General features: G+C 50.7%; 14 protein-coding genes. 4 read left to right on the forward strand and 10 right to left on the reverse strand.

The annotated features are described in order from the left end of the window. Nucleotides 1–24 precede the first annotated feature (24 nt). From MTH_RS03445 to nikR, 5 genes are all read right to left on the reverse strand, one after another. Nucleotides 25–1080 carry a phospho-N-acetylmuramoyl-pentapeptide-transferase gene (locus MTH_RS03445; protein WP_010876374.1) on the reverse strand — a complete coding sequence of 352 codons (1056 nt, stop codon included), beginning with the start codon at nucleotides 1078–1080 and terminating at the stop codon, nucleotides 25–27. Nucleotides 1081–1168: 88 nt separating this feature from the next. Next, the gene (locus MTH_RS03450; protein WP_143485757.1) at nucleotides 1169–2176 is read right to left on the reverse strand and encodes an ATP-grasp domain-containing protein; all 1008 of its coding nucleotides are present in this window, start codon (nucleotides 2174–2176) and stop codon (nucleotides 1169–1171) included. Between the two features lie 142 nt (nucleotides 2177–2318). After that, nucleotides 2319–2810: a hydrogenase maturation peptidase HycI gene (gene hycI / locus MTH_RS03455; RefSeq protein ID WP_238374240.1), complete on the reverse strand. Its 492-nt coding sequence runs from the start codon at nucleotides 2808–2810 to the stop codon at nucleotides 2319–2321. A 33-nt stretch (nucleotides 2811–2843) separates the two neighbouring features. Continuing rightward, nucleotides 2844–3590: a methyltransferase domain-containing protein gene (locus tag MTH_RS03460; RefSeq protein ID WP_010876377.1), complete on the reverse strand. Its 747-nt coding sequence runs from the start codon at nucleotides 3588–3590 to the stop codon at nucleotides 2844–2846. Between the two features lie 24 nt (nucleotides 3591–3614). After that, entirely contained in the window at nucleotides 3615–4037 is a 423-nt protein-coding gene (nikR, locus tag MTH_RS03465; RefSeq protein WP_010876378.1) for a nickel-responsive transcriptional regulator NikR, read from the reverse strand. Between the two features lie 286 nt (nucleotides 4038–4323). On the opposite strand from nikR, the gene MTH_RS03470 reads away from it, so the two are divergent. Both MTH_RS03470 and MTH_RS03475 read left to right on the forward strand, forming a co-directional pair. Then, on the forward strand, nucleotides 4324–4728 hold the full coding sequence (locus MTH_RS03470) for a CBS domain-containing protein (RefSeq protein WP_010876379.1): 405 nt from the start codon (nucleotides 4324–4326) through the stop codon (nucleotides 4726–4728). A 40-nt stretch (nucleotides 4729–4768) separates the two neighbouring features. Continuing rightward, complete coding sequence (locus MTH_RS03475; protein WP_143485758.1) at nucleotides 4769–5248, forward strand: hypothetical protein; 480 nt, start codon at nucleotides 4769–4771, stop codon at nucleotides 5246–5248. 39 nt (nucleotides 5249–5287) lie between these two features. Here MTH_RS03475 and MTH_RS03480 read toward each other — a convergent pair whose 3' ends face one another. From MTH_RS03480 to MTH_RS03500, 5 genes are all read right to left on the reverse strand, one after another. Next, nucleotides 5288–6823, reverse strand: coding sequence for a phenylalanine--tRNA ligase subunit alpha (locus MTH_RS03480; RefSeq protein WP_010876381.1), 1536 nt, complete (start codon nucleotides 6821–6823; stop codon nucleotides 5288–5290). 34 nt (nucleotides 6824–6857) lie between these two features. After that, nucleotides 6858–7775 (reverse strand): triphosphoribosyl-dephospho-CoA synthase, encoded by a 918-nt coding sequence (locus tag MTH_RS03485; RefSeq protein ID WP_010876382.1) that lies wholly within the window; start codon nucleotides 7773–7775, stop codon nucleotides 6858–6860. Then, entirely contained in the window at nucleotides 7776–8744 is a 969-nt protein-coding gene (hemB, locus tag MTH_RS03490; protein ID WP_048060891.1) for a porphobilinogen synthase, read from the reverse strand. 136 nt (nucleotides 8745–8880) lie between these two features. Then, nucleotides 8881–9702, reverse strand: a complete 822-nt coding sequence (locus MTH_RS03495) for a 4Fe-4S binding protein (protein ID WP_010876384.1) — start codon at nucleotides 9700–9702, stop codon at nucleotides 8881–8883. After that, nucleotides 9695–10378 (reverse strand): endonuclease III domain-containing protein, encoded by a 684-nt coding sequence (locus tag MTH_RS03500; protein WP_048060892.1) that lies wholly within the window; start codon nucleotides 10376–10378, stop codon nucleotides 9695–9697. Before MTH_RS03500 ends, MTH_RS03495 begins: the two co-directional genes overlap by 8 nt. Before the next feature lie 174 nt (nucleotides 10379–10552). Between MTH_RS03500 and MTH_RS03505 the strand changes: the two genes are divergently transcribed. Together MTH_RS03505 and aroC are read left to right on the forward strand one after the other, a co-directional pair. Continuing rightward, nucleotides 10553–11212, forward strand: coding sequence for a TIGR00266 family protein (locus MTH_RS03505; RefSeq protein WP_010876386.1), 660 nt, complete (start codon nucleotides 10553–10555; stop codon nucleotides 11210–11212). A gap of 46 nt (nucleotides 11213–11258) precedes the next feature. Beyond that, nucleotides 11259–12338 carry a chorismate synthase gene (gene aroC, locus MTH_RS03510; protein ID WP_048061243.1) on the forward strand — a complete coding sequence of 360 codons (1080 nt, stop codon included), beginning with the start codon at nucleotides 11259–11261 and terminating at the stop codon, nucleotides 12336–12338. Nucleotides 12339–12345: the final 7 nt, after the last annotated feature.

Here is a 12345-nt window from a genome sequence, read left to right on the forward strand (position 1 = left end):
ATGGAGATACATGACCTTCACCCATCAGAGGATACTCCCTGTCATGTAGAGTCCCAGTGCACAGACAATCAGTGTTATGAGCCAGTAGAGGAGCACTATCCTCCTCTCGGACATCCCACGGTAGTGGAGTGTGTGGTGCAGCGGTTCAACCGGGAGTCTTATAACCCCTGCACGGTGGAGGAGGCTCACGATAACCGAGACCACAGGCACTGCTATTGCAAGGACACCGAAGTAAACCGTGTCTGTGAGCATCACTGCAGTTGCATAGCCTGCCCCCAGGGCAAATGAACCGGTATCACCCATGAATATGCTCGCGGGGTGTCTGTTGAATACGAGGAACCCGGCACACATCCCGGCCAGTGCCAGGAAGGGCAGGGCCTGACCCGATAGGCCAAGGAAAATTGCGCAGGATAAGGATGCTATGAGCATTATCCCGGCTGCCATCCCATCCATTCCATCTATGAGGTTAACTGCGTTTATGGCCCCCACCATACCTGCTATGGCGATGGGTGCGGCTGCAAGACCCAGGTAGAACCCTCCGAGCTTACCAACAGCTCCTGAGAGTACAAGGAAGACACCTATCAGTAGCTGGGCCAGTATCTTCTCACCCTCACTCACCTCATTCTTTATTGGAGCCTCACCAACCACCTCAACAAGTCCCTCAGAGAGCAGAGCCTCAACATCCCTCTTTGCCTTGTCTGTTGCCGCCCTTGCCTCCTCTCCGGGCTTCAGTACAAGCTGGCCAACCTCCAGGGGCCCTTCAGATACGTTCCTTATTATCCTCTGGACCTCCTTCACCTTGAGGCCCAGAAGGTCATCCAGAAGGCCTACAATTGCTGCTGTGAGGACTATGAGTGATGTCAGGACGAGGTAGGGGTTGTTTCGATAGAGTACCGTTACAAGGAGGAGAGCCAGTAGCATCCCAAGCCCCCCCATTGTAGGTGTTCCTGCCTTGTGGCTGTGCTCAGTGACTATTGGTTTATCACCGATATCCGCACTCCTCAGAATGTTCCTTATAAAGAGCGTGAATACTGCAGCTGAAACAGTGCTTATAATGAAAACCATCAAAAACTCCATCATATCACCTGCCTTCTGTGTACATCAAGATCACCAAGTTTTTTAATGACCAGTTCAAGCAGTTCAGGATCATTGGCCCCCACAGTTACCCTCATATGGTTCCTCGGGCCGTGAAGCACCCATCTTGTCCCATCTGGCATGAAGGACTCCAGGTCCCGGGGTTACCTATGGGTATCTCAACAGCATAATGGTTCTTCCTCCTGATTTCACCAGGTTTCCAGTTTCCTGCTGCCATGTCCACAAGGCAGTGCATGGGATTTATCTCTGTTGCCGCCTCTGAGATGTACCTGGTCCCGCTTGGGCGTGTATTGACCTCTATGGCATAGAGTTTTCCATCCTCCGAGACTATCATGTCAACATCGGTGTTACCCTCCGCACCAAGGAGTTCTGTGACTTCTGAAGCCATTGCAAGGGCCTCCATTCCATCGAATCCCCTGATAATAGCGGGGGCCCTCTTCACCTTCCTCAGGGGGTGCAGTCCGTCCATCCTTGTGTCTCCCTTATCAACGGCCACCAGGGGGAGGGTTTCATCATTCCATCGGAGTACCTCAACGGATATTTCACGGCCCTGTATGTATTCCTCCATGAGGGCATGGTCATGGGCGTGGAGATATTCCCTGACATCAGAAGGGGTGGCTGCGACCATCACGCCTGAACCGCCCTGTCCCTCCCTCTGCTTGAGAACCACCGGCATTTCAGTTACATCCTCCGGTGAATCGATTAAATCGTATTCCGGCGTTCTTATCCTGTTTCTGGAGAAGAACTCCTTGGTTTTAAATTTATCTGTGGATATCTCAGCAGCCTCCGGCCCTGATGCAACCACCGGCACTCCGTAGTCAGCCTCAAGTTTCTCCTTGAGCCAGGCCACATCCCTGAGGGGTCCGTCGACACCTATCAGGGGTACCACCGCATCAACGTCCTCCCTGAGGGCTATTTCCAGAGGGCCCTCCATGCCCCTGGGCACTATGTGGTATGAATCGGCGAGTTCAAGGTTTGGGGCGTCTGGATTTGACTCGGAGAGAATGGTGGTCACACCCATCGCTGAGGCGTACTCTGCAACGTCATTGAAGAGTCTTGAACCTATGAACAGAATCCTCATGATGATCACTCAAAAAAATCAAGGACTGGTTTACTCTTTGGTGGGATCTTATAAAAACTTAATCTTGACCGGTTCAGGTAAAATTCATCCAGAATTCTCAATACCCTCAAAATACAGGGCTGATTGAATTCAACCCTAAAAATCATCCGCAGCTTCCAAAGTCATCAAGGGCAGAGATTATCATCCCTGCGAGGTCATGTACAGCGTCTTCAACCGCGGGTGAGAGTCCAGTCCCAAATTCAAGGTTTTCTGGCTGTACACCCATGAGGGCAATCCTGTAAGCACCCTGATCCTCAAGGTACCTCACAAGGAAGGATAGGGGCATGGCATGGGTGGATATGCTGTACTCTGATATACTATCCCTCTCAATGAGCCTTACGGTTCCCGGCTCCTCTCTCATCTCAACAGCGTCCACAATCAGTATGTGGCTCGGTCTTTCGGAGCGTATTTTTCCTGTGAAGTTTTCAGGCACCGTGCCCGCATTGATAACGAGATGGCCCCTCTCCTCCATTGCCTCCTGGATGAGGGACGCCAGGTATGGGCCAAGGCCATCATCGGACCTCAATTCATTCCCGACTGTGAGGACGAGGAGCCTTCTGCAGTCAGTGAGAAAATCACTCAGAAGCCGCTTCAACGTGATAGAAACCACCAGAAATAATCAGATAAATCATATGATGGATGCTTCAACTGAATCAAGGCCGCCACCCATCCTGTATGAAAGTTTTATCTCGACCTCACCTTTATCTCCGGTCTCCTCGAGGGGTATGATGAGCGGGGGGTTCATCATGGGTGTGGGACCGCATATGATTCCAGGAGCCGTCAGGGTAAAGGATATTATTCTGATAGCGTTGAAGGGACTCGATGCCTGCAGCTTCAATGAACCCCTGAAAATCTCAGGGAGGTTCCCCCTGAACTCGACCCGGTCATAAACCCTCATTGGACCTGATGATGGTTGTGAAAGATTTTCATCATACATGATGTTTTCAAAGTTCACGGTGACGGGTTCTGCTGCATTGAAGACTGCCTGTGGTATTACAGTCCCATCATTCCTCAGGAACTTTAGGGCCCTCCTTAGAACCGGGACCTGCTCCTCATCTATGAGTGCTGTGTCAAGCATCTCACATATGATCGTGTCAGCCGCACTGAATTCATAGTGCAGGGCGTCCTCGTTGACAACACTGACGTTATCCAGACCTGATAGGTTCTCCCCTGCACATGCAGCTATCTTTGGGTCCCTTTCAATTGCAATGACACGATCAGCATACTCTGAAGCAAAGAATGAGAGGATCCCGCTGCCTGCCCCGAGGTCATAGGTGAGGCCCCTGGCCCTGGATGATATGGCCTCGCGGAAGGCTGCGAGGCGTTCATGATCCCCCAGAAGGTTTCCGTGATACGGTGTGACCCTGAATCTCATTTAGGTACTGAAGGCTTTGCTGGATCAGTGCTCATGTTCTATTTTCTGTTCGGTTGATGTGCTGGTGAGCCTCACGTGTTCAACGCCCTTGAGCCTCATCATCTTCTCGGTGAGTTCCCTTATCTTTGCAACATCTCCCTTAACCACTATGACCTCAAGGCAGTGTCTTTCGGTCATGTGTACGTGCATAACAGCGTTGATGTATTCACGGTAGTCGTGCTGTATGTCTGCAAGGTCCTCCATGACCCCTGTGTAGTGGTGGTCATAGATCACAGCAATAATACCGATTCGCTCACCTTCCATTTCATTCATCCACTGGTACCTTACAATGTAGTCCTTAAGGGCGTCTCTTATGCCCTTTGATCTTGACTGGTAGCCACGATCCCTTAGAACTTCATCAAATTCATTCAAGAGCTTTTTTGGCAGAGACATGCTTATTCTCATCATAACTATTACCCCACAAGTGGTTTGATATGAATTTATTATATTATTATTCTAAAGTCATATTTAAACCTTTTTTTAGCTTGCAGTATTGTCTGCAGAAAACAACAGGTTATTACATGAATAATTAACACGACTATTTAAATGCATCGCAGACACCATGGCTGTCCCCGAGGATAAAAGATACAGTGATGTCGGCACCGGCATAATTGCATAACAATGCCCTCAGGATAACAAAGCATAAAAAGATACAGTGATATATTAATTAGAAGTATGACTTTGAGGGATTTCAATGAAGGTTAAAGAAGCCATGAACCCTGAGATAATAACTGTGAGCCCCGAGACAAGGCCCCTCGAGGCCTTCGAGAAGATGTACAAACATGGAGTCAGGAGACTGTTCGTACTCGAAGATGATGGTAAACCTGTGGGTGTGGTATCCTACACTGACCTAATAGGAGTTCTTGGAACCATAAAACCCGACAGTGAACACCCTGAGAGGGACCTTAAGGTGAGGGACATCATGGTGGATGAGGTGATAACCATCTCCGCAGATGACAACATAGAGGACGCCGCCAACCTCATGCTGAGGGCTGATATATCAGGACTCCTTGTAATGGATGATGAAAGACCTGTGGGAGTCATAACAAAAACTGACATATGCCGGCTGGTTGCAGCTGAGATACTGGTTCCCTCCTGATGTCCAGGAGTGAGTGACCACAAGTAACTGGAGGTCCCCATTGAAGATTATAACCAGAAAGGAAAACATGGTCTACAGGGAAATCAGGTACATGCAGCTTGACCTTAACACCCCCGTATCTGAGGATATGCTCAAAAGGAACCTTGACCTGCCAGAACACGAATACCATGACACCATCACAGCTCTTGAGAATAAGGGACTTATTTCACGGGAAAATGGCCGTATAGTGGCCGAAAACCTCGATGAAGAGGTCAGGGTGATGGAGACCCAGGAAGATGTCAGGGTCGCCGAACTCAACCAGATCGAAGAGGAGGCCCTCAGGATCCTCAGGGAAATCGGGAGTGGAGCTCCAATCCCACGCTACCTCCTTGAGGGCCACCTCCTCTACGGTCCTCTTAAACTTGGGACCAGAAGGATGTACAACATCATCCTCTCCCTTGAAAACAGGGGGCTCATTGAAAGGGTCCTCCTTGAGGATGGTGAGTACTACCGTCCAATCATGGAGAAGACTGAAAATTGATCCATGGATTTAAAGTCCCCTGCCAGGTAAAAACAGGGACTAAAGCTCCAGGTCCCCGGTTACAGGGAGACCTCTGAGCCATCCGAGGTCGCTCTGGTAGAGCATCCTTATATCCTTTATATCAAATCTTATCATGGCAAGCCTCTCTATACCGAGACCAAAGGCGGCTACAGGTGTTTCAACTCCCAGAGGTTCCAGGACCTCGGGCCTGAACATCCCGGCCCCACCAAGCTCTATCCAGCTTTTTTTCTCCGGGAGATAGATTTCACATTCGGTTGATAGGTATGTGTATGGGAAGTAGGCCGGTCTGAACCTGACCTCAAATCCAAGTTTCCTGTAGAACTCCCTCAGTATACCCAGAAGATTCCTGAAGTTAACCTCATCCCCTGCAACGATCCCCTCAACCTGATGAAACTCAGGGAGGTGCTTGTAGGTGATGGTCTCCCTCCTGAAAACACGTCCAACAGAAAACATCTTGAGGGGCGGTTCGTTCTCACTGAGGAACCTTGCAGAGACGCAGGTCGTATGGGTCCTGAGCACGCTCTGTCTTGCAACATCCCTGTCCCATTCGTACTGCCAGCCCTCTGATCCTGTTGAACCGCCGGTTTCATGTGCGTCCTGCACAGCCCTTACAAGGTCCTCACAGGGGAGATCCGTGACGGCGGGGTTTTTAACATAGAAGGTGTCCTGCATCTCCCTTGCAGCGTGGTCCTGGGGCTGGAAGAGGCAGTCAAAGTTCCAGAAGGCAGACTCGACGATGGGGCCCCTTGATTCTGTGAATCCAAGTTTAAGGAATATTGACCTTATCTCATCGATTATGCGCCTCAGAGGGTGCATCTTTCCAGGGTAGACCAGAGGGTACTCTGCATCAATGTTGTATCCCCTGTAGTGGAGTTTTCTCCAGGCCCCGCTCTTGAGGTGTTCATGGGTGACCTGTGTTGCCTCCTCAACTATCTCGATTCCCCTTTCAAGGAGTTTTCTGCCCTCTGTGGTGAGTTCAATTGTATGCCTCTTAATTTTCCTTATATCAACTATTCCCTTCCGTCCCTTCAGATCCTTCAGTGCACCCCTGAGTTCATCAGGGAGTTCTCTGATCCTCACGGATCCCCTTTCAAGTAAGAGTTCCAGCAGCCTCTCATCCGCACCCCTTTCAGGTGTTTCATCGCTCACCGCTGAGACCATCCCCTGGCTTATCCTCCCCCATCCCTTCCTCATGAGCCAGCCAATACCAATACCTGCCTCTTTCTTATCAAGACCCGCTCTCCTGGAAAGTTCTGACATTTCAAGCTCTTCTTCACCTTTAAGGGCCTCTATGAGTCTGCGCTCAGGAAGTCCCTCCCTGGCACAGGACTCTCCATCCTCTGTGAGGGATACAACCTCATCCGCGTCCTTCATAACCCTCACAAATCCCCTTGATTCAAGTGCGCCTGACGCACTCATGACAGATTTTATATCAATTTTCTGGGATTCTGCTATTTCTTCAGGCTTTAATGGTTTATCTGAGCCTTCGAATGCTTTCAGAACCTTCTTCTCGTAAATGTGAAGCTGGTCAATGATCCTGTCAAGATCCATCATAATAATTCTCCTCCAGTTTACTCAAATAAGCGTTTCAACCCAGTTCTGAGTAGTAATCAAGTAATCCAACCATGACAGAGGAAGCTGTGAGATCCGCGGTTGTCCCGGGGTTCCATCCCATCCGGTAGAGCTTCCTGTCAAATTTCTCAACCCTCCTGAGACCCGCTGCAGTGAGCACACCTCCCCTATCAACGATGTCTGAGGCTTCCTCTGAAACCTCCACGGCGATCTTCTCGCCATACTTCCTGGATATCAGTGTGTCGGGGAATCTTGAAAGTATGGTCAGGAATGTCTGGACCACGGCCCGGTTCATGCCATGCTTCTCCACGGTTCCCTTAAAGACCGGGAAGCCGACGTTGAATGTAACCGGCATGCTGGACGTTAACTCCCTTGCAATGAGGTCCCAGTCAGCTGACATCTTGAGGGTGTCAAAGAGGGTGATGTTCTCATCGATTATCCTCTGCTGTGAAGCAGGGTCATTAACGTCGAGGGTGTCATGTTCACCCATTCCACCGGCCTCCGCAGTTGAAATGGCCCTGTAGAGGTTAACAGCGTCCCCTGATGTTGTCTGAAGTATAAGACGGTTTACCTGCTCCCTGAGTCCCTGGAGATCCCCGCTGTCAACCATCCCTGCGGCTGCTGAGAGGGGTGTGAGCAGCATTATGATACCAAGGTTTGTATTGGTTGAAACCCACCTCCTGGTGTCCTCAACCGCCCTGAGTATGAGCTCTCCCAGCCCGAGGGTCGAAAGGTCAAGAGTATCCCTCAGTTTCTCCCCCCTCTCTGCTGCCAGTCTCATGGTATCACCTGTGACTATCCCGCTCACGAGGAAGTCCTCGTAGACCATATCATCGAAGTCACGGGTCCTGTGGACATTGCCTGGTTTCGGGTATCCGCTGACCTCAAGGACAGAGGCCAGTTCTGCTATCCTTGAAACATGGAGGGGATCCATCTAGATCACCCCCAGGAGATCAGGTGCGAAGTGTGATATTATAAGATCTGCACCTGCACGTTTTATTGATAATATGGATTCATATATGGCCTCATCAGTGAGGTATCCGCTCTTTATGGCCGCCTTCAGCATTGAGTACTCGCCACTGACGTTGTATGCTGCAAGTGGCACGCTGAACCTCTCCCTGACCTTACCTATAACATCAAGGTATGCCAGGGCCGGTTTCACCATGAGTATATCAGCACCCTCCCTGAGGTCCAGTTCAGCCTCAATGAGGGCCTCGTCAATGTTGGCAGGGTCCATCTGATAGGATCTCCTGTCACCGAAGGCAGGGGCCGATGATACGGCGCCCCGGAATGGTGCATAGAATGCTGAAGCATATTTAACCGCGTAGGACATTATCAGGGTGTCCTGGAAGCCTGCATCATCAAGGCTCCTCCTTATGGCTGCCACCCTACCATCCATCATATCCGATGGGGCCACCACGTCTGCCCCGGCCTCGGCATGGGATAGGGCTATCCTTGAAAGGACCTCCAGGGTCTCATCGTTGACGATTTCGCCATCCACGACGATACCGCAGTGCCCATGGCTGGTGTACTGGCATAGGCAGACATCAGTCATGACCACAAGGTCTGTTTCCTCCTTGAGCCTCCTCACAGTCCTCTGCACAACACCGTGGGGGTCATGGGCTGCTGAGGCGAGCTCATCCTTGGCTGATGGCATTCCGAATATGAGTACGGATGATAGTCCCTCATCCTCAAGTCTGGATGCCTCGGAAACCGCATCATCCACAGAGTACCTGAACTGGCCTGGCATTGTATCTATGGCCTCCACATCACCCCTTCCAAGTTTTTCACTCACAAACATGGGGTATATGAGATCCGATGGGTGCAGCCGTGTTTCTCTAAGGATATTCCTTATCTGTGGACTCTTACGTAACCTTCGCATCCTTTTTGTGGGAAACTCCATATTATCACTCACAGGTAACTGTTGGATTCATTGTGATATTTCTTATTACATCCTCAAGGGTAAAAAACATAACCATGTCCCGCGCAGAAAATAAATTCCGGGGCCCTTCATGAACACCACGGTTGATGTATGGAGATCATGACTCAACATCCACAAGGACCTCAACACGTTTTATGGCCTCATCAACAGCCTCAGGGTCCATAATTATCTTTATGGCACCTTCAGGACACCTCTCAGCGCACCTGCCGCATATGAGGCATTTTCTTGCGTCGTGCTCCAGTTCCTTCCCCACAGCTATGGCACCAGTGAAGCAGGCCTCCTCACAGCGACCGCATAGAACACAGCTGGACTCCTCCCTTTTCAGTTCCACGCCTTCCATTGGTGTTATGGAGGATGCTATGTCCTCAGAGAGGAGTGGCGTCATCTTCCAGAGACAGCAGCATTCACAGCAGCTACAGACCGAGAGGAGTTCATCATGGGGCCCTGAGTTAAGCCAGACAGAGTCTATCCTGTTCCTCCCTATTATATGGACCAGTCCTGCCTCCTGGCATCTTTCAATGTGTTCAAGTGCCTCCTCAGCAGATATGAGTCTTCCGACCTTCTCTGAGATCCTCATGGCTCCGGGGCCCAGGAAGAGGCAGCCAAGGTCATGGGGGTAGCTGCTGCAGCCCGATGAGACCCTGCATATGCAGAAGTCCATCCGGAAGATGTACCTGGACCGGAGTATCATCCTCCTCAGGACCTCCGATGGGAGGGCGACATTCTCAGGCACCTGGATGCGGTGGTTTATCTCGATGGATGAGTTCCTGGGTATGACCTGTATATCGTCCCCCTCAAAGAAGAGTCTCCTTACGAGGTTCCTGAATATCACAGACCTTTCTGTGAGGGATGCGAGTTTAAATCGGGACCTGAATGTCCTCCTTATTATCGCAACACTTATATCTGTGAAGTCAATCACGTGAACCACCCAGTTTTTCTGTGAGGGGATCGCCATCCCCATGGACCCTTCCTCTGTAGTAGGACTTGCCGTGCCTGACTATAAGGGCATGGTACTCCTGGAAGACCCTGAAATCGGGTTCAAGGGACCTTTCGAAGAGTTCCTTTATTCTGTGGTAGCTCTCATCACCGGCTATGAGTCCCAGATGGGTCAGTATCCTCCTTGTGTATGCATCAACCACGAACTCCGGTTTTCTGTAGGCATATAGCAGCACTGAATCCGCGGTTTCGGGGCCGACACCCCTTACCTTCAGGAGCTCCTTCCGGGATGGTGTTGAGCCCTCAAGGGATATGAAGAACCCTGCCATTTCGCGGAGGTATGAGACCTTCTGTCTGTAGAAACCAGCACACCTTATGGCCGCCTCAAGTTCAGCGTCATCCAGGGAGAGTATCCTGTGGGGTTTAAGGGCGTCCATTGCCGCAAGGTTTCTGAGTGCAGATGCAGCAGAGTCCCAGGAGGTGTTCTGTGTGAGTATGGAACCTGTGATGACCTCAAAGACATCCCCATCATCTGATGGTGGGGTGTAATCGCCGGGGTGGTACCTGAGTGTCATTGTATCCCTATCAAGGAGTGGCCACCATCCCTGGGGCCCGTAGAGTTCCATGAGGAAACGGTAGATATGCCTGAGCACCTTCATGTTTAATAGGTAAATAAACACCACGGTTAAACATTTAGGTCCGGCGTGAAAACCCTGATTGTAAGGAATCCACATCAACCGCCATCCTCATGATCACAGAACATAAAAAGCAGCACAATCAGTAAACCAGCAATACCCCGATGATATATTAATTAAAAGTTACACAGTAAATCCATGAGATATGAAATTTTACACAGACCAAGTTTTAGTATGGCTCACATCGAGCTTGAAAGCGGTGAAGCGATAAAGGCTGAGACCGGTGCAATGGTGAGCATGAGCTCAAACATAGAACTTCAGACAGAGACAGGGGGTCTTCTTGGGGCTTTTAAGAGATCCATTGGAGGGGAAAGCCTTTTCCTCAACACCTTCAGGGCACAGGGTAGGGGGGATGTGCAGCTCGCACCGGCCTACCCGGGTGATGTTGAGGTCCTTGAGACAACGGAGGCCATCTATGCCCAGAGCGGCGCATTCATGGCCGGACCAGAAGATGTGGAGATAGACACAAAACTGGGAGGTTTCAAGACCTTCTTTGCAAGGGAGGGATTATTCCTTCTTAAAATCCAGTCCTCAGGACCGGTGTTCCTTTCAAGTTTCGGGGCAATTTACAGCAGGGAACTTGTAAATGAGAGGTTCATAGTGGACACAGGCCACGTTGTAGCCTTCACAGAGGGTCTTGATTTCAGTGTAAGAAAGGTTGGTGGACTTAAAAGTACTTTTCTGAGTGGCGAAGGCCTGGTTGCAGAATTTGAAGGTACAGGAACCGTATACATGCAGAGCCGGAGCATTGATAGCTTCGTTGGATGGTTAACACCCATGCTCCCCTCAAGGAGTTAGATTGATACTGTGTGGTGATTCGGTGGCCGGGAACAGTACCGGTGAAATGTTCAGAGTAACGACCTTCGGATCCAGCCATGGTCCTGCAGTGGGTGCCGTTATCGACGGCTGCCCCGCAGGTCTCGAGCTGAGTGAGGATGACATACAGCAGGAACTTAACAGGAGAAGACCTGGAACCGGCGCCCTGACCACTCCACGGGCTGAATCCGACAGGGTCGAGATACTCTCAGGTATATTCAGGGGAAGAACAGATGGCACTCCAATAGCTGGAATCGTCAGAAACCTGGACGCCGACTCAAAAAGTTACAGCAACATTAAGAATACACCAAGGCCGGGGCACGGCGACTACACCTGGAGGGCGAGGTTCAGGAACTACGACTACCGTGGCGGTGGCCGTGGAAGTGGAAGGGTTACCATTGGGCACGTAATCGGTGGGGCCGTTGCAAAGAAACTCATCGGTAATTATGGTTTGACCGTAACAGGCCACGTTGTACAGGTGGGTGATGTTAAGGCAGACACTGTAAGCCTTAAAAGGATAGGCGAGTATGCTGAGAGCAATCCTGTTCGCTGTGCAGATCCCAGGGCGGCCAGACAGATGGAGAAGGTTATACTTGATGCCCGCAGCAGGGGAGACTCCGTTGGCGGGGTTGTTGAGGTTGTTGTCCTGGGTGCGCCCCCTGGACTCGGCGATCCGGTATTCAGTAAACTCGATGCAGATATGGCCAGGGCCCTCATGGGTATCGGGTCTGTGAAGGGTGTTGAGATCGGGATGGGATTCGAGGTTGCAGAACACCGTGCAAGTGAGATAAACGATGAGTTCTACCTGGATGATGATGGTAAGGTGAGGACAACAACAAACACCTCTGGAGGCATACTTGGAGGAATATCAAGCGGCATGCCAATAACTGCAAGGATAGCAGTAAAGCCCACACCATCCATATCAGTCCCCCAGAAGACCGTTGACCTTGAAAGGATGGAGGAAACAACCATTGAGGTCCGTGGAAGACATGATCCCTGCATCTGCCCCAGGGTTGTGCCTGTTGCAGAGGCTGCGGTTGCAATCGTCCTTGCCGACCATATGATAAGGGCCGGCTTCATCCACCCCACATACATTGGAAACGAATGAAAGAATC

Origin of the sequence: Methanothermobacter thermautotrophicus str. Delta H, assembly GCF_000008645.1 — an archaeon.
Classification (GTDB): Archaea; Methanobacteriota; Methanobacteria; order Methanobacteriales; family Methanothermobacteraceae; genus Methanothermobacter; species Methanothermobacter thermautotrophicus.